Annotated in this window: 15 protein-coding genes; 7 read left to right on the top strand and 8 right to left on the bottom strand. The window is 72.7% G+C overall.

Going from position 1 to position 16726, the window contains the following annotated elements:
• Positions 1-55: 55 nt before the first annotated feature.
• The gene (locus ACLQ27_RS03235) at positions 56-850 is read left to right on the top strand and encodes an AfsR/SARP family transcriptional regulator (RefSeq protein WP_425865536.1); all 795 of its coding nucleotides are present in this window, start codon (positions 56-58) and stop codon (positions 848-850) included.
• A 16-nt stretch (positions 851-866) separates the two neighbouring features.
• Here the strand turns inward: ACLQ27_RS03235 and ACLQ27_RS03230 are convergent, their stop codons facing one another.
• The 8 genes from ACLQ27_RS03230 to ACLQ27_RS03195 form a co-directional block, all read right to left on the bottom strand.
• On the bottom strand, positions 867-1589 hold the full coding sequence (locus ACLQ27_RS03230; RefSeq protein ID WP_357573882.1) for an HD domain-containing protein: 723 nt from the start codon (positions 1587-1589) through the stop codon (positions 867-869).
• A 69-nt stretch (positions 1590-1658) separates the two neighbouring features.
• Positions 1659-3014 carry a pectate lyase family protein gene (locus ACLQ27_RS03225; protein ID WP_425865535.1) on the bottom strand — a complete coding sequence of 452 codons (1356 nt, stop codon included), beginning with the start codon at positions 3012-3014 and terminating at the stop codon, positions 1659-1661.
• A gap of 124 nt (positions 3015-3138) precedes the next feature.
• Complete coding sequence (locus ACLQ27_RS03220) at positions 3139-3459, bottom strand: hypothetical protein (protein ID WP_425865534.1); 321 nt, start codon at positions 3457-3459, stop codon at positions 3139-3141.
• A gap of 213 nt (positions 3460-3672) precedes the next feature.
• Entirely contained in the window at positions 3673-4848 is a 1176-nt protein-coding gene (locus ACLQ27_RS03215) for a Gfo/Idh/MocA family protein (RefSeq protein ID WP_357497110.1), read from the bottom strand.
• A gap of 25 nt (positions 4849-4873) precedes the next feature.
• Entirely contained in the window at positions 4874-6367 is a 1494-nt protein-coding gene (locus tag ACLQ27_RS03210; protein WP_425865533.1) for a mannitol dehydrogenase family protein, read from the bottom strand.
• Complete coding sequence (locus ACLQ27_RS03205) at positions 6358-7662, bottom strand: enolase C-terminal domain-like protein (RefSeq protein WP_425865532.1); 1305 nt, start codon at positions 7660-7662, stop codon at positions 6358-6360. The genes ACLQ27_RS03210 and ACLQ27_RS03205 overlap by 10 nt, the downstream gene beginning before the upstream one ends.
• A complete protein-coding gene (gene uxaC / locus ACLQ27_RS03200) occupies positions 7659-9092 on the bottom strand; it encodes a glucuronate isomerase (RefSeq protein WP_357573878.1) in 1434 nt (477 codons plus the stop codon). The genes ACLQ27_RS03205 and uxaC overlap by 4 nt, the downstream gene beginning before the upstream one ends.
• A 23-nt stretch (positions 9093-9115) precedes the next feature.
• Positions 9116-10444, bottom strand: coding sequence for a Gfo/Idh/MocA family protein (locus tag ACLQ27_RS03195; RefSeq protein WP_425865531.1), 1329 nt, complete (start codon positions 10442-10444; stop codon positions 9116-9118).
• 238 nt (positions 10445-10682) lie between these two features.
• On the opposite strand from ACLQ27_RS03195, the gene ACLQ27_RS03190 reads away from it, so the two are divergent.
• Genes ACLQ27_RS03190 through ACLQ27_RS03165 form a run of 6 tightly spaced genes read left to right on the top strand, consistent with a single transcriptional unit; the run spans position 10683 to position 16722 of the window.
• Positions 10683-11813 carry a LacI family DNA-binding transcriptional regulator gene (locus tag ACLQ27_RS03190; protein ID WP_425865530.1) on the top strand — a complete coding sequence of 377 codons (1131 nt, stop codon included), beginning with the start codon at positions 10683-10685 and terminating at the stop codon, positions 11811-11813.
• A 19-nt stretch (positions 11814-11832) separates the two neighbouring features.
• Positions 11833-13179, top strand: coding sequence for an ABC transporter substrate-binding protein (locus tag ACLQ27_RS03185; RefSeq protein ID WP_234590843.1), 1347 nt, complete (start codon positions 11833-11835; stop codon positions 13177-13179).
• 31 nt (positions 13180-13210) lie between these two features.
• Positions 13211-14194, top strand: a complete 984-nt coding sequence (locus tag ACLQ27_RS03180) for a carbohydrate ABC transporter permease (protein ID WP_357497100.1) — start codon at positions 13211-13213, stop codon at positions 14192-14194.
• Positions 14194-15096 (top strand): carbohydrate ABC transporter permease, encoded by a 903-nt coding sequence (locus ACLQ27_RS03175; protein ID WP_357497098.1) that lies wholly within the window; start codon positions 14194-14196, stop codon positions 15094-15096. Before ACLQ27_RS03180 ends, ACLQ27_RS03175 begins: the two co-directional genes overlap by 1 nt.
• Positions 15080-15790, top strand: a complete 711-nt coding sequence (locus ACLQ27_RS03170; protein WP_357573875.1) for a hypothetical protein — start codon at positions 15080-15082, stop codon at positions 15788-15790. Before ACLQ27_RS03175 ends, ACLQ27_RS03170 begins: the two co-directional genes overlap by 17 nt.
• Positions 15787-16722: a PmoA family protein gene (locus ACLQ27_RS03165; RefSeq protein ID WP_425865529.1), complete on the top strand. Its 936-nt coding sequence runs from the start codon at positions 15787-15789 to the stop codon at positions 16720-16722. Before ACLQ27_RS03170 ends, ACLQ27_RS03165 begins: the two co-directional genes overlap by 4 nt.
• The last annotated feature ends 4 nt before the right edge of the window (positions 16723-16726 follow it).

Raw genomic sequence — 16726 nt, 5'->3', positions numbered from 1 at the left:
TCCACACCCGAACGTGGAACTCCCACACCGGTGATCGGGTGCGAAGGGCGCAGGGATGGCAGTTCACGAGGCGACGCAGGGCCTCCGCTCCGGGGCGCAGGAGGCCGGTGTGGCGCGACCGACCCGGTACACGCTGCGTCTGCTCGGCGGGTTCGGGCTGGAACGCGAGGGCCGGTCCGTCGTGGTGCCGCAGGGCGCACGCCGGCTGCTGGCCTATCTCGGCGTACGCCAGCGGTGCGCCCGCTGGGAGGCTGCCGGCACGCTCTGGCCCGGCTCGCACGAGGAGCGGGCCCGCGCCAACCTGCGCACCATGCTCTGGCGGCTGCACCGGATCACTCCCGAGCCCCTCGTCGAGGAGGACGACCGGCTGGCCCTGGCCGCCGGTGTGACGAGCGACGTCGCCACGCTGGGCGCGGCGTCCGCGGCGCTGCTGGCCGGCGGGGCGCCGGCGGGTGTCGGCGCGGGTGTGCCGGCGCTGGCGACGGGCGAGCTGCTGCCCGGCTGGTACGACGACTGGGTGCTGACCGAGCGGGAGCGGCTGCGTCAGATGCAGCTGTACGCGCTGGAGGCGCTCGCCGAACGGCTCACCGCGCAGGGGCGCTTCAGCGAGGCGGTGCAGGTGGCGTTGACCGCCGTGCAGTTGGAGCCGTTGCGCGAGAGCGCCACCCGCGTGCTGATCGCCGTGCACCTGGCCGAACGCAACATCAACGAGGCGGTGCGCCGGCTGGAGCTGTTCCGTGCCGACCTGGGCCGGGAGCTGGGCGTCGCCCCGACCTCCTGGCTGGAGCACCTGGTGCGCGAGGGCCTGCGCCGGGACGGGTTCGCGCCCGCCCCAGGCGCCGGCGTCTGACGGCCCGCCCAGCGGCTCAGTGCGTGTGGGCCGGCCGGTCCAGGATGGCGCTGAACCGCTCCTCGGCAAGGTCCAGCTGGCCGAAGATGTGGGCCTTCACCGCCGGCGAGAGCGGGGTGTCCGCACGACCGATCAGGTCCCGGAAGAGCGGCACCAACGGCCGGTACTTGCGGGCCGACGAGACGACCTTCGGCCCGACGGTGTGGATCACCCCGACGCCGTTGTCGGTGAAGTCCGACACCTTGATCACCCGCGCCCAGGGCTCCCGGTCCAGGCTGACCGCCAGGTGCTCCCGGTACTGGTCGTTGCGGTCACGCTGCGGGTCGTACACCGGATTGGTGACCGCGGCGACCAGGGTGGCCACCCGCGACCCGAACCGCGCGGCGAGCGTGGCCAGCGCCGCGGCCCTCGGGTCGCCACCGCCCTCGGCCAGCTCGGCCGGGTGGTCCTCCACCGCGTCGTGCAGCAGGCCCGCGACGATCACGTCCACGTCGCGGACCTGGTAGTGGTGCATGAGCCGGATGGCGACCCGCAGCAGGTGGTTGAGGTACGGCTCGCGGACCCGCCGGTCGTCGCGGTGCAGCTCGGCGGCGAGGTCGAGCGCGGCGGACAGGCGGGCGCGTTCGCCGTCGTCGAAGCGTTCGACCTCCAGCCGGAAGCGCTCCAGCAGGCCCGGTTCGCCGTGGATCTCGGTGATCGCGTGCATCGGCATACTGCCCAGGTGCGGCGGGAAGTCCATGCGTCACTTATAGCCGATCTTCCCCACATCGATGGGCCCGTGCGTCGTCGACCCGACCACGGCGAGTCGTCACAGCGGCAGCCGGTCGGCGCCCGCGAGCGGACCCACCAGCAGCGGGAGCAGCGCCGCCGGCAGGACCGGGTCGCGGCGCAGGGTCGGTGTCCAGCCGGCGTCGGCGCCGAGGTCGGGCTCGTGCGCCGCGTTGTACGCCGCCAGCAGGTCGACCGGCCGGGCCGGGCCGGCGCCCTGGCGCACCCAGGAGCCCCGCTCGGTGAGCGCGGTGCCGCCCCAGTCGTAGAGCAGGTCGGCCGGGTCGACGCCGGCGTCGAGGGAGAAGAAGTTGTTCTGCGCGTAGATCGCCGACTGCACGCCGACGCCCAGCGCGTACTGGAAGCCGTCGCCGCCCAGCCGGTACAGGTTGTTGTAGACGTCGACCTGACCGAACCGCACCCGGGGCAGCCGTTGCAGATCCCCGTCGAAGAGGTTGTGGTGCAGAGTGACCTTCAGCCGACCCACGTCCGGGCCGACGGTGTTGGACGAGCCGATCAGCATCAGCTTGTCCCGTCCCGTGAAGCGGTTCCACGAGGCGGTGACGAAGCTGGCGGTGTGCGTGACGTCCAGCGAGCCGTCGTGCACCTGGTACGGCCGGCCGAAGTAGCTCGGCTGGGCGCTGTCCGGGTTGTCGCCGTCGGTGAACGTGGTGTGGTCGACCCAGACGTGCTCGCTGCGGCGTACCGAGATCTGGTCGTACTGGCTGTTCCAGTTGCCGGTGTCGCCGTCGGTGGGCGACCACGCGGGGAAGCAGTCCCGGGCGTCGACGAAGGTCAGGTTGCGCACGATGACGTTGGACGCCCGGTCGATCATGAGGGTGAGCCCGGTCAGTCGAGCGCCGCGCAGCCCCACGATCGTGGTGTTCGGCCCGACGTTGATCTGGGTCTGGCGGGTCTGGTTGGCCACCGAGCGCACCCGGGCCTCCTCCAGCGGCCCGGCCGGCGCCACCCGACCCCACACCGCCGGGTCGTACGCGGCCAGATAGGCGTCCAGTTGGTACGCCGGGTCGGCCAGGTCGGCGCAGCTCAGCGGCGTGCCGTCGGGCCCGGTGAAGCCGTCGACGGCGCCGTCCACGTAGATCAGTTTGGGGGTGGCGTCGGTGGCGTTGCCGGCGTTGTCACCGCCGAGGGCGTCGACCAGTTCCGCCCGATCGTGGACCACCCTTGTCCGCTCGGGCGTCGCGGCCGAACCGCCGGTGGTGCCGATGCCCTCAGCCGCCCATCCGTCGCGCTCGGGCAGGGCCTGCCGACCGAGGTGACGGGCCGACCAGGACAGCCGATCGGCGGCGGACGTGTCGGGGCGGGGAGCGGCGGCGGCCGGTGTGGCACCGACCAGGACGGCGATCACCGTCGCCCCGATGAGGGGTGCACGCATTGATTTTTCCATTCGCTGGTGGTGGTTCGGCATTCACCAGGAACGGTAGGTTCGCGGTTTTGTATCGGTCAATATAAATTGTTTGCAGGAATGTTGCAGTGGTGCCGGCCGCCAGTGGGCGGTCTCATTCCGCGCGAGTCGCACGTGCCCCGGCGGCGACCAGCACTGCGGTGACGAGAGCAGCCACCAGCAGGACCCGGACGACGATGAACAGCACCGCGTCGCCCGTGGAGTGGGGCGGGAAGATGTCCTTGACGAGCCAGCCGACCCCCAGCCCCAGCCCCAGGCAGGCGTGCATCGCGGCCCGCAGGCGGGGGAGCGGCTGCGGGCGGCCGAAAATCCGGGGTGCCACGGTGCCACCGCGGCTCCTGGCGAGCAGCACGGCGGCGACGACCAGGTTGGCCACGCCGGCCGCGACGGCCAGGGCCAGGTCAACTGCTCCCATGTGGACACACGTTAGCGCACGGACAGTCGCTCCGAGGGCCGTCTCTCCTGACGTCGGTGCTCTGCCCCGAATGCCGCAGGAGGGGCGGACACTGACCCGTCGCCTCCTTTGCTCTGCTTCAACCCAGGCAACACCTGCGGGGCAAAAGTGTTGCCTCGGTTGAAGCAGAGCAAAGGACAACAGCAGCACCCTCGCCACCGCAGGGCGCCACCACTACGCCAGGTGCGCGCGGTACGCCGGTACGGCCCACGGCACGCCCTGCTCGCTGGGCAGCGCGCCCTGCTCGGCCGCCCGACGCAGTACCTCGACCACGCCACGGATCCGCACCACCCGCTCGTCACCGTCGCCCACCACGTCGACCAGCTCCCCGTCGAGCAGTCGAGGGTCGGGCGCGGCCCGCAACGCGTCGAGCAGGGCGGTGAACGGCGCGGTACGGGCCAGCGGGGCGATCAGCGGCACTCCGGCCGGGTCGACGCGGTGGGCGAGCAGGTTCTCCAGCAGGCCCTGTCGACCGGGGACGCGGCGGGTCACCACGTCACCGGGCAGGCGCAACCGGTCCGTGGGGTACTCCAGCACGGCCCGTCCCGACGTGCCGGTCACCACCACCTCGCCGGCCACGAACTCCTCGGCTGCCAGGGTGACCGCCGCCAGCACCGGTGGGCCGGCGCGGAACCGCACCCGCAGCACCGCCGTGTCCTCCACCTCGATCGGCCGCACCCGGTAGCGCTCCACCTCGATGGCGACCGGCCACGGTGGCGCCCCGCCGAGCGCCTCGGCGACGGCCAGGCACTGCATCACCGCGTGCGCGAGCGGGTTGGCCAGCGCGCCGTCCAGCACCGGCCGGCCGTCCACGCTGCGGCGACCGGCCCACGGGGATCGGGCGTAGTAGGCGTCCGGCCGTTGCCACGCGGCGACTGTCGCGATGCCGGTGACCGCGCCGAGGCGGCCGGCGGCCAGCGCGTCGGTCAGCGCGGTCAGCGCCGCCGAACCGAGCGCCTGGAAACCGACCTGGGCCACCCGGCCGGTCGCCGCCAGCGCGCCGGTCAGCTCGTCGTGCTCGGCCAGCGACAGCACCGGCGGCTTCTCCAGCAGCAGGTCCGCGCCGGCCTCCAGGGCGTCCCGGGCGATCGGCAGGTGCGTGTGCGGCGGGGTGCAGATCACCACCACCTCCGGTCGGGTGGCGGCGAGCATCGCCCGGTGGTCGGTGAACACCCCGACCCCGGGCGGCACCGGCGCCTCGCGTTCGTCGCGCACCGGTTGGACGTCGACCAGGGCGACCAGCCGCAGCCGGCCACCGGCGTGCAGCGGCGCGATCACCCGCCGGTGCCAGTGGCCGTGCCCGTTGGCCCCGATCACCGCCACCGTCGGCGGCGGCACCGACCCGTTCACGAGCCACCAGCGAATGCCGACCCGCTCACCGGGCGCCGGCCAGGGTCGCCTCGACGCCGTGTCGTCCGAGCGCGGTCAGCCAGGCGGTCACGTCGGCACGTACCTCGTCGTCCTCGGCCACCTCGCCCGGGATGACCTCGCGTAGCGCGAAGACGGCGTCCACCGCGCCGGCCGGGCTCTGCGCGCCGGCGTCCAGGGCGGCCCGGATCGGTCCCGCGAGGGGGTCCTGCAACGGCAGCGGTCCGCCGTCGTCGGCGTACCCCAGGGCGAAGCGCAACCAGGACGCCACGACCAGCGCGCCCCAGCGCGCGGACCGTCCGGCCGCGCGCAGGTCGGCGATGGTGTGCAGGATGCGCTGCGGCAGCTTCTGCGAGCCGTCCACCGCGACCTGGAGGGTGCGGTGCCGGATCGCCGGGTTGGCGAACCGGGCGAGGACCTGCTCGCCGTAGTCGATCACGCGCACCCCGTCCGGTGGCGTGAAGCTGGCCGCGACGTCCTCGGCGATCAGCCGGCGCAGCACGTCGGTCAGGTGTGGGATCTCCAGGGCGTCGGCGATGGTCTCCCGGCCGGCCAGCGCGCCGAGGTACGCCACTGCCGAGTGCACGCCGTTGAGGGTGCGCAGCTTCAACCGTTCCCACGGTCCGGCGTCGCCGGTGAGCACCGCCCCGGCGTGCTCCCAGCCCGGCCGCCCGCCGGGGAAGTCGTCCTCGATCACCCACTGCGCGTACGGTTCGGCGGCCACCGCGGCCAGGTCGGTCACGCCGAGCGCCCGGCGGGCCGCGTCGATGGTCTCCGGGGTGCTGGCCGGCACGATGCGGTCCACCATGGTGCCGGGGCAGGTCACGTTGGCGACCACCCAGTCGACGAGCCCGGCGGGCACCCCCTCGGCCCGTTCGACCGCCTGGTCGACCAGGCCGCGCAGCCGCCGGCCGTTGGCCGGCAGGTTGTCGCAGCTCACCAGCGCCAGCGGCCCGGCGTCGGCGGCGGCGCGGGCGGCCAGCCCGCGCAGCAGCAGCCCCGGCACGGTCGTCGGGGCCTGCTGACCGGCGAGGTCCGCAGCGAGCGCGGCGTCCGGGGACAGCCGGCCGGTCACCGGATCGAGCTGGTACGCCTTCTCGGTGACGGTGAGCGTCACGACGCGCACCGCCGGGTCGGCCAGCAACGCCACCACGGCGTCCGGGTCGCTGGGAGCATGTCGTACGCCGCTGAGCGCGCCCACCACCCGGGTGGCGGTGCCGGCGGCGGACAGGGCGCTGACGCTGAACAGGTTGTCCTGGGCGGCGAGCGCCTCGACCACTGCGGTGCTGCGCGGGGCGACGGCCACGATGCCCCAGTCGCCGCCGGCCGCGCCGACCGCCGCCTCGGTGTAGACGGCCTGGTGCGCCCGGTGGAACGCGCCCAGGCCCAGGTGTACGACGCCCGTCGGCACGGTGCCCGGCCGGATGAGGGGACGGGACTCGACGGGCAGGTGGCGCAGCACCCCCAGGCCGAGGCGGGACGCGCCGACGGTCACCGCCATGCCGGACCGTCCGGGAAGCGGAACTCGGCGATCGACGACTGTTTCATGGTGGCGCTGTAGCCGGGCCGGTCGGGCAGCAGATAGCGGCCGCCGCGGGTGCGGACCGGGTCGACGAAGTGCTCGTGCAGGTGGTCGACGTACTCGATCATCCGACCGTCCAGGGCGGTGCCCACCCGCAGGTAGTCGAAGATCGCCAGGTGCTGGACGTACTCGCAGAGACCGACACCGCCGGCGTGCGGGCAGACCGGCACCCCGAACTTCGCCGCCAGCAGCAGCTCGGCCAGCACCTCGTTGACGCCGCCGACCCGGCACGCGTCGATCTGCATCACGCCGATCGCCTCGGCCTGGAGCAGCTGCTTGAAGATCACCCGGTTGGCGGCGACCTCGCCGGTGGCGACCCGGCACCGGCCGCCGGTCAGCTCGTCGACGGCGCGCGCGATCCGGGCGTGCCCGAGGATGTCGTCGGCGTGGGTCGGCTCCTCGATCCAGTACGGGTCCACCTCCGCGAGGGCGGTCATCGCCGTGATCGCCTCGTCGACGTCCCACACCTGGTTGGCGTCCATCATCAGCAGTGCGTCCGGGCCGATCTCGGAGCGGATGATCCGGGCCCGGCGTATGTCGTCGGCCAGCGGGCCGCCCACCTTCATCTTCATCGCCCGCCACCCGTCGTCGTACGCCTGCCGCGTCAACGACCGCACCTTGTCGTCGGGGTAGCCGAGCCAACCCACCGAGGTGGTGTACGAGGGAAAGCCGTCGCGTTCGAGGGTGGCCAACCGGTCGGCGAGGCCGTCGCGTCCCTTGTCGAGGATGGCGGCGGCGTCGTCGGGGGTGAGCGCGTCGGTGATGTGCTTGAAGTCGACGCTGGCGACCAGCTCGTCGGTCGGCAGTTCGGCGAGGAACCGCCACATCGGCTTGCCGGCGATCCTGGCCCGCAGGTCCCACACGGCGTTGACGAGCGCGCCGGTCGCCATGTGGATGACGCCCTTCTCCGGCCCCAGCCAGCGCAACTGCACGTCGGCGCTGAGCGAACGCCAGAACGCCACGGGCTCGGCCGCGATCTCCTCGACCGTCCGCCCCTTCACGTGGTGGGCCAGCGCCCGCACCGCCGCGCAGGTGATCTCGTTGCCCCGGCCGTTGGTGAAGGTGAACCCCGCGCCGACCGGCCCGGCGTCGGTGCCCAGCTCGACGTACGTCGCCGAGTAGTCACCCCGGTTGATCGCGTCGGACCCGTCGCCCCGAGCGGCGGTCGGGAACCGCACGTCGTGCACCTCGACGGACGTGATGGTGACACTCAATGGCCAACCCCTTCGAAGTTGAAGACCCGCTTGGGCAGCCGGTACGCCAGGTCGACGATCGTCTCGGCGGCCTCGTCCAGCGGCAGCCGGTGCTCGGCGACCAGCCGGGCCAGGAAACCGGCGTCGACCCGGCGGGCCACGTCGTGGCGTACCGGGATGGAGCAGAACGCCCGGGTGTCGTCGACGAACCCGGTGGTGTTGTAGAAGCCGGCGCTCTCGGTGACCGTCTCGCGGAACCGGCGCAGCACCTCGGGGGAGTCCAGGAACCACCAGGGTGCGCCGAGCAGCAGCGCGGCGTAGCCGCCCGCGAGGGGCGCCAGCTCGCGGGTGAAGGTGTCCTCGTCGAGCGTGTAGAGCACCACCCGCAGCCGAGGATCGTTGCCGTGGCGCTCCAGCAGCGGCGCGAGCGCGTGCACGTACTCGGTGGCCTGCGGCACGTCCCCGCCGACGTCGCGGCCGTGCCGCTCGTACAGCCAGCGGTTGTGGTTGCGCACCGCGCCGGGGTGCAGCTGCATGACCAGGCCGTCGTCGAGCGACATCCGGGCGAACTCCATCAGCATGTGCGCCCGGAACGCCTCCGCGTCGGCCGCGTCGGCCTCGCCGCGCAGGCCCCGGTCGTAGAGGCGGGCGGCCTCGGCCGGGGTCAGGTCCAGGGTGCGGGCGGTGGGGTGGCCGTGGTCCGACGAGGTCGCCCCGGCCGCGATGAACGCGGCTCGCCGGGCCCGCAGCGCGGCCAGATAACCGGTGTACGTGCCGGTGTCCTCGCCGGTCAACGCGCCGAGACGCGCCACGTTGGACGACCAGCCCTCGTACTCCATGTCCACCACGTCGTCCGGGCGGAACGTGGTGACCACCCGGCCGCCCGGCCCGCCCCACCCGTCGGCGGCGAGCTTGGCGTGCTGCGCGAGGTCGTCCAGCGGCGACTCGGTGGTCGCGAGCACCTCGATTCCGAACCGCTCGAACAGCGCCCGGGGCCGGAAGTCCGGCTCGGCGAGGCGGGCCGCGATCTCGTCGTAGACGGTGTCGGCGGTGGCCGTGCCGAGCGGGGTGTGCACCCCGAACACGGTGCGGAAGGTCTGCTCCAGCCAGAGCCGCGACGGGGTGCCCCGGAACAGGTGCCAGTGCGCGGCGAAGCGCCGCCAGATCGTCCGGCCGTCGGTCTCGGTCGGGCTGCCGTCGCGGGTCGGCACGCCCAGGTCCGACGGGGGGACACCCTGGCTGAGCAGCATCCTCGTCAGGTAGTGGTCGGGCACGATGAGCAGCCGCGCCGGGTCGGGAAACGGCTGGTCCTGCGCGAGCAGGGCCGGGTCGACGTGCCCGTGCGGCGAGATGATCGGCTGCTGCGCCGCGAGGGCGTACAGCTCCCGGGCGATCGCGCGCTGCCCGGGCTCGGAGGGCAGGAGCAGGTCGGTGTGGTCGGACGTCGGCACGGGGCTGGGCTCCTCGTCGATGGTCAGCGGGGGGTGAGCAGATCGGCGACCCGCACCGGTTGCCCGGTCTCGAAGGACCGGTTGGCGGCCAGGCCGGTGAGCAGGGCCAGCGCGCCGTCGTCGGCCGTCGCGGCGCGGCCCAGCGGATCGGGCTGGCCGCCCAGGAGCACCGCGGTCATCCGGGCGTCCGCGCCGCCGTGCCCGTGGCGGGTACGACCCTCGACGGGGATCTGCCGGGGTGGTTCCCAGAACTGGCGCAGGGTGAGCGTCGCGCCGCCCCCTTCGGCCGGCGCCTCGACGCCGTGCAGCGCCGCGCCCTTGACCGCGCCCGCCGTGCCCCGGTCGACGAAGTCGTTCTCGGTCACCTCCAGTTCGAGGCGCCCCCGGCTGCCGTTGACCATCACCCGGTAACCCTCCCAGGGGGCGTACGCCGTGAGGTGGTAGGTCATCGTGGCGCCGGTGGAGTAGCGGGCGAGCACGGCCATGTCGTCCTCGATGCTCACGCCCGGGGCGAACACGTTGCGGTCGCGCTGGTAGCCGTCCTCGGCCTCGGCGTCGAGGTACAGCTCCCGCAGCCAAGGGTGGGCGTCGAGGCGCAACGCGAACGGGTCGTCGACGGCGGCGGGGGAGCCGTACGCCCGCTCGTAGTCGCGGGCGTAGCCGTGCCGGCGACCGGCCTCGCCGTAGAAGAACAGGCGGCCGGCGGCGTACACCTCGACCGGGGTGGCCCCCAGCCACCAGTTGACCAGGTCGAAGTGGTGGCTGGCCTTGTGCACCATCAGCCCGCCGGAGGTGGCCTTGTCGCGGTGCCAGCGGCGGAAGTAGTCGGCGCCGTGCCGCACGTCGAGCAGCCACTCGAAGTGCACCGAGCCGATCTCACCGACGGCGCCGTCGGCGAGTAGGCGCCGGACCTGCTCGTGCAGCGGGTTGTAGCGGTAGTTGAAGGCGACAGTCACCCGGCCGCCGGTCTCGGAAACCGCGTCCAGGATGCGCCGGCAGCGCGCGGCGTCGACGGTCATCGGCTTCTCGGTGACGACGTCCCGGCCGGCGCGCAGCGCGGCCACCACGTACTCGTCGTGGGTGACGTCCACACTGGTCACCAGCACGACGTCGACCCGCTCCTTGTCCAGCATGGCCCGGAACTCACCGGCCGGGTACGTCGGCACCGGACGGTGACCCAGCTCGGCGAGCCAGCGGTTGTGCGCGTCCATCCGGGCCTGGTTGACGTCGGCGAAGGCGACCAGCTCGGTGGTGTCGGCGTGGTCGAGCACCAGGGCACGGACGAACATCTCGGCCCGTGCGCCGGTGCCCACGACGGCGTGGCGGACGCGGCCGTCGGATCTCGGTGACATGCGATCGCCCCCAGGTGATCCCTGCAAAGGTTTGCAGTGAAGTAACCACGATCAATGCGATGGCGTCAACGGCGACGCCGCAATCGGCGATAAATGTCCGTGTATGCGGCGTTGTATGTCACCACGGGGAGCGTCGACGCAACAGAACCGCAACCATTGACCGTTGACACTGGCGCAACCGTTTGCATTAATTGGCGGCACCCACGTGACCGTCGCCACATCGGACGAAGGGCCCGCCGTGCCAGTCACCATCCGGGACGTCGCCCGCGCCTCCGGGGTGCACATCTCCACCGTGTCCCGCACCTTCTCGGCCCCGCACCTGGTCAACCCCGAGACCCGGGTCCGGGTGCTGGCCTGCGCCGAGGACCTGGGCTACCGGCCGAACCGCGCCGCCCGGGCCCTGATCACCGGGCGGACGCACAACATCGGCCTGATCATCGCGGACATCGCGAACCCGTTCTTCCCGCCGCTGATCAAGGCGGCGGAGAGCCAGGCCCGCCATCGCGACTACCACGTCTTCGTGGCCGACACCAACGAGGACCCGACCGCCGAGGAGGAGCTGGTCCACGCGCTCGCCAAGCAGGTCGACGGGGTGCTGCTGTGCAGTCCGCGGATGAGCAACAGCCTGATCGAGCAGCTCAGCCGGGAGGTGCCGCTGGTGGTGGTGAACCGCCAGGTCACCGGCCTGCCGTGCGTCCTGATGGACGTCGGGCAGGGCGCCCGGGCGGCGATCGAGCACCTGATCGGTCTCGGTCACCGCGGCATCGCGTTGCTCGGCGGCCCCCGCAGCTCGTGGACCAACCGGGAGATGCGCCGCTCCGCAACCACCGCCGCCCGCAGCGGCGGCGTGGAGCTGACCGTGCTCGGCCCCAACGCGCCCACCGAGACCGGCGGCCTCGCCGTCGCCGACCAGGTGCGGCGCAGCGGCGTGACGGCAGTGCTCGCCTACAACGACCTGATGGCGATCGGCCTCATCGAGGGGCTGGACGCGCTCGGGGTCCGGGTGCCGCAGGAGGTGAGTGTCGTCGGGGTCGACGACATCGCCCTGAGTCGGCTCACCCGCCCCAAATTGACGACGGTGGCCACACCCACCGGGGCCGCTGGCCGGACGGCCGTCGACATGCTGCTGCAACAGGACATCGAGTCACCGCGCGGCGCGCGGGGGCCCGGTGCCGGCACGGCGCTCGGCGTCCGTCGTACCACCGCACAGGTAATGCTCCAGACCGACCTGGTCATCCGCGACTCGACCGGCCCGGGCCCGCACGCCCGACCGGCACGTCCCCTGGCCGCGCCGCCTGGCCCGGACCCGCATTGCCCTGCGGGCCCGGGCGTCCCGACCGCGGCCACCGGTGACGCCGTCGCCTCCTAATGCCGAGGAGTGAGCGCACATGCACCCCGCAACGCCCCCCACCACCGACACGTCCGTCGGGCGCCATCACGGTACCCCGGTGCCCCGGCGGCGACTCCTGCGCGGCCTGCTCGCCGCGACCGTCGCCGCGCCGCTGATGTTCGGCGCCGCGGCCTGCGGCGACGATGACGGCGCCGCCGATCCGAACGCCCCGGTCAAGCTCTCGATCTTCTGGTGGGGCGGCGACGCCCGCGCCAAGCTGACCGAGGACGCCCTGGCCCTCTACACCAAGAAGCACCCGAACGTGACCTTCGAGAAGACCTGGCAGGCCAACCAGGGCTACTTCGACAAGCTCGCCACGCTCACCGCCGGCGGCAATCCGCCGGACCTGTTCCAGATCGACGACAACTACCTCGCCGAGTACGCGGCCCGCAGCACCACACTCGACCTGAAGAGCTACCAGGACTCCGGCAAGCTCGACGTCACCAAGTTCCCCAAGAGCCTGCTGGAGTACGGCGTGGTCGACGGCAAACTGGCCGGGGTGGCCGCCGGGGAGAACACCCAGGGCCTGGTCTACAACAAGACCCTGCTGACCAAGCACAACCTGCCCGAGCCCACCACCGGGATGACCTGGGAGCAGCACATCGCCTGGGCCGCCCAGGTGTCGGAGAAGACCGGTGTGCCCGGCACGCAGGACCCCAGCGCCGACTACAAGGCGTACTGGATCTGGCTGCGCCAGCAGGGCAAGGACCTCTACAAGGGCAACGAGCTGGGCTTCGCGGCCGAGGACGTGACCGCGTGGTTCGACCTGTGGAAGGGCGCCCGGGACCGCAAGGCCACCCCGAGCGCCGACGTCATCCACGAGGGCAACTCCAGCGACGTCACCAAGCAGCTGGTGGTCACCGGCAAGGCCGGCACCAGTTGGGTCTGGGCCAACCAGATGCCCGACCTGAAGAAGAACACCAAGGACGAGCTGGGGGTCGTCGCCTATCCCGGTGACCCCAGCGCGCAGTGGGCCCGGGCCTCCATGTACTGGTCGGTGTTCAAGGGCAGCAAGAACAAGGACGTCGCGGTCGACGTGATCGACTTCTTGAACAACGACCAGGAGGCGGTCAAGCTGCTCGGCACCGACCGCGGCCTGCCGTCCAACCTGGACCTGCGCCGGGTGGTCAGCGACGACACCACCGACCCGGCGATGAAGCAGTCCATCGCTGTCGAGACCGAGCTGGCGCAGAAGTTCGGCCAGTCCCCGCAGGTGCCGATCAAGGGACACAGCAAGGTCAAGTCCGAGCTGGTCAAGGCTGCCGAGAACGTGCAGTACGGCCGGGCCACCTCCGCGCAGGCCGCCGCCCAGTTCGTCGAGGCGTGCAAGTCCGCCATCGCCTGACCGCCGCACGAGGCGAGGAGAGGAGCTGTTCGTGGCGTTGACCACGGCGCCCGACCCGACCCGACGCGGCCCCGGATCCGACCGGGCCCACGCCTCGCGGCGTGGGCCCGGCAGCATCCGGCACAGCGAAGGTCTGGCGGGGTACGTCTTCCTGTCGCCGTGGCTCATCGGCCTGATGGGTGTCACGGCGGTTCCCATGCTGCTGTCGCTCTACCTGAGCTTCACCAACTACGACATCCTCACCCCGTTCTCCGAGGTGGAGTGGGTGGGGTTCGCCAACTACGAGCGGATGTTCACCGCCGACCCGTCGTACTGGCACGCGGTGCGGGTCACCCTGACGTTCGCGCTGGTCGCGGTGCCGCTGAAGCTGGCCGCGGCGCTCGGCGTGGCGTTGCTGCTCAACCGTGCCTGGCGCGGCGTCGGCCTGTTCCGCGGGCTGTTCTACCTGCCGTCGCTGCTCGGCGGCAGCGTCGCGCTGGCCATCGTCTGGGTCAACATGTTCAACCGCGACGGCGCGTTCAACTCGCTGCTGAGCCTCGTCGGCATCACCGGCAGACCGTGGGTCAACGACCCCGACTGGGCCCTTCAGACGCTGATGGTGCTCGCCATCTGGCAGTTCGGCGCACCGATGGTGATCTTCCTGGCCGGGCTCAAGCAGGTGCCCACCGAGCTGTACGAGGCCGCCTCGGTCGACGGCGCCGGCAGGTTCCGCCAGTTCCGCAACGTCACGCTGCCGATGCTCTCCCCGGTCATCTTCTTCAACCTGGTGCTGGAGACGATCAACGGCTTTCAGGGCTTCACCGCCGCGTTCGTGCTCAGCAACGGCACCGGCGGCCCGGTCGACTCCACCCTCATGTACACGCTGAACCTCTACATCACCGGCTTCACCGACCTCAACATGGGCTACGCCTCGGCGATGGCCTGGGTGTTCCTGCTCGCCATCGCGGTCATCACCGCGATCTTCTTCAGCACCGGACGGTTCTGGGTGCACTACTCCGACGGGGAGGACCGGTGATGGTGGCGGTGAATCCGGCGGCCGACGTACCGACGCCTACCGCGCCGCCGACAGTCCGCCGGCGGCCCGGCGGCCGGTCCCTGCTGCGGCTGCTGATCCTGGTGGTGATCGTCGCCGCGGTGCTCTACCCGCTGATCTGGATGGTCGGCACATCGGTGAAGTCCCAGGAGGAGATCGTCAACAACATCGGGCTGCTGCCCGAGCGCTTCACCCCGGGCAACTACACCGCCGGGTGGTCCAACTTCGACGTCAGCTTCGGCCGGTTCTTCCTCAACAGCGCGATGGTCAGCCTGCTCACCGTCGTCGGCAACGGGCTGTCCTGCCTGCTCGCCGCGTACGCCTTCGCCCGGCTGCGGTTCCGACTGCGTGGCATGTGGTTCGCCGTCATGATCGGTACGCTGCTGCTGCCCCAGCACGTGCTGATCGTGCCGCAGTACATCCTGTTCCGGACGCTCGGGCTGGTCGGCGGCGACTGGCCGTACCTGCCGCTGCTCATCCCGCAGTTCCTGGCCACCGAGGCGTTCTTCGTCTTCCTCATGGTGCAGTTCATGCGCGGCGTCCCGCGCGAGCTGGACGAGGCGGCCCGGATCGACGGCGCCGGCCCGTACGGCATCTTCCGGCACATCATCCTGCCGCTGAGCCGTCCCGCGCTGGTCACGACCGCGATCTTCTCGTTCATCTGGACCTGGAACGACTTCTTCCGCCAGCTGGTCTTCCTGTCCCAGCTCCAGGACTACACCGTGCCGGTAGCGCTGACCCTGTTCATCGACTCGACCAGCCAGAGCGCGGTCGGGCCGATGTTCGCCATGTCGGTGCTGTCGCTGCTGCCGGTCTTCCTGTTCTTCGTCGCCTTCCAGCGGATGCTCGTCGAGGGGATCAACACCAGTGGCATCAAGGGCTGAACCGGTCGACGCCGTCGGGCGGCGGGACTGGCGCGACGTCGCCCGCGACGCCGCCGACCTCGCGCTGCTCGGCATCCTGCTGACCCTGGCGGCGGCGCCGGTGCTCACCGCCGCCGCGGCCGTCGGCACGGCCAGCGCGGCCGTGCACGACCTGACGCGTACCGGCAGCTGGCCGTCGGCGCGGACCACCGCGCGCCGGTTCGGCCGCGCGGTGCTGCCCGGCGTGCCGGTCGGTCTGCTCGCGCTCACCGTGGCCGGGCTGCTCGCCGCCGACCTGGCGGCGCTGGCCGCCGGCCGGGTGCCGGGCGGCCCGCCGACGCTGGCGGTGACCGCGCTGATCGCGGCCGGTCTGGCCGGGTACGCCGGGCTGGTCGTCGTCGAGGTGGGCGGCGACGGGGGCGGGCGGTGGCGGGTCGCGGCCCGCCGGGCCGCCCGCGCCTGCCTCGACGCGCCGATCCGCTGGGCCGCCCTCACCGGGGTGACCGCGCTGGCCGGGCTGCTCGCCGTCCTCGTCACGCCGGTCGCGGTGCCGATCCTCGCCGGCTACACCGTGGCCGCCCTGCACGCCGTCGCCGGCCGCCGACCGGCCCCCGCCGGTGTCGACGGCGCCCGGCCGGCTTGCGTCGGTGTCCACGGCGCCCGGCCGGCCCCCGCCGGGCCCCGGCCGGTCTCCGCCGCGCCGGAGCTGCCGTGAGCGCCGACCCCGCCGCCGGCGGCGGCGCGGCGGCCCGCACCGGCACCGACCCCGCCGAGGAGCCGGCGCGGCTGCTGGTGGGCGGGACGGAGGTGGCCCGGTACGTGGTGGACCCGGCGCTGGACGCGCGGCACGGACCCCGGCCGTACCTGCACCCGGTACGCACCCTCGGCGGCACTGTGGTCACCGACGCGCTCCCCGCCGACCACGTGTGGCACCTCGGCGCGTCCCTCGCCGTGCAGGACGTCAACGGCACCAACCTCTGGGGCGGGCGCACCTACGTGCGCGGCGTCGGCTACACGTGGCGCGAGGACCACGGGCGGATCGCGCACACCGGCTGGTCGCAGCGGTCCGCGGACCGGCTGGCCCACCGGCTGCAATGGCGCGACCCGGGCGGGGCGGTGCTGCTCGACGAGCGCCGCAGCCTCGCTGCCGTCGGCCTGACCGGCACGGGGCCGGCGGGGGAGCTGCCGGCCTGGCGGCTGGAGGTGGACTACACGCTCAGTGCCCCTGCTGGGCAGGACGTGCGGCTGGGCAGCCCGGCCACCAACGGTCGCCCCGGCGGGGCCGGGTACGGCGGGTTCTTCTGGCGGGCGGTCTCGGCCGAGCCCGCCAGAGTGTTCAGCGCCGGCGCGACGGGGGAGGAGGCCGTCAACGGTTCCGCCGAGCCGTGGGTCGCCCTCGTCGGCGTCGGGGCGGGCGGTGGGGCGTACACCCTCGTCTTCGACGGTCTCGGCGACGGCGACCAATGGTTCGTGCGGACCGCGATGTATCCGGGGGTGGGGGTGGCCTTCGCGTTCGAGCGACAGGTGACCATCGCGGCCGGCGCGACACGGCGCGGCCGACACCGGGTCGTCGTCGCCGACGGTGCCCTGGACGTCGCCACCGCCGGTGCCCTGGTCCGATCGGCCGGGGGTCACCGCGTTCGGTAGGCAG

The sequence above is a fragment of the Micromonospora sp. DT63 genome (assembly GCF_049841615.1).
GTDB lineage: Bacteria > Actinomycetota > Actinomycetes > Mycobacteriales > Micromonosporaceae > Micromonospora.
Note: the sequence above shows the minus strand (reverse complement) of the source record. Positions and strands in the feature narration are given on the sequence as shown.

What these genes read in the sequence shown, in the direction of transcription:
- ACLQ27_RS03235 (WP_425865536.1), top strand. Translation starts at nt 56, where the DNA reads ATGGCAGTTCACGAGGCGACGCAGGGCCTCCGCTCCGGGGCGCAGGAG.
- ACLQ27_RS03230 (WP_357573882.1), bottom strand. Translation starts at nt 1,589, where the DNA reads ATGGACTTCCCGCCGCACCTGGGCAGTATGCCGATGCACGCGATCACC.
- ACLQ27_RS03225 (WP_425865535.1), bottom strand. Translation starts at nt 3,014, where the DNA reads ATGCGTGCACCCCTCATCGGGGCGACGGTGATCGCCGTCCTGGTCGGT.
- ACLQ27_RS03220 (WP_425865534.1), bottom strand. Translation starts at nt 3,459, where the DNA reads ATGGGAGCAGTTGACCTGGCCCTGGCCGTCGCGGCCGGCGTGGCCAAC.
- ACLQ27_RS03210 (WP_425865533.1), bottom strand. Translation starts at nt 6,367, where the DNA reads ATGGCGGTGACCGTCGGCGCGTCCCGCCTCGGCCTGGGGGTGCTGCGC.
- ACLQ27_RS03195 (WP_425865531.1), bottom strand. Translation starts at nt 10,444, where the DNA reads ATGTCACCGAGATCCGACGGCCGCGTCCGCCACGCCGTCGTGGGCACC.
- ACLQ27_RS03185 (WP_234590843.1), top strand. Translation starts at nt 11,833, where the DNA reads ATGCACCCCGCAACGCCCCCCACCACCGACACGTCCGTCGGGCGCCAT.
- ACLQ27_RS03175 (WP_357497098.1), top strand. Translation starts at nt 14,194, where the DNA reads ATGGTGGCGGTGAATCCGGCGGCCGACGTACCGACGCCTACCGCGCCG.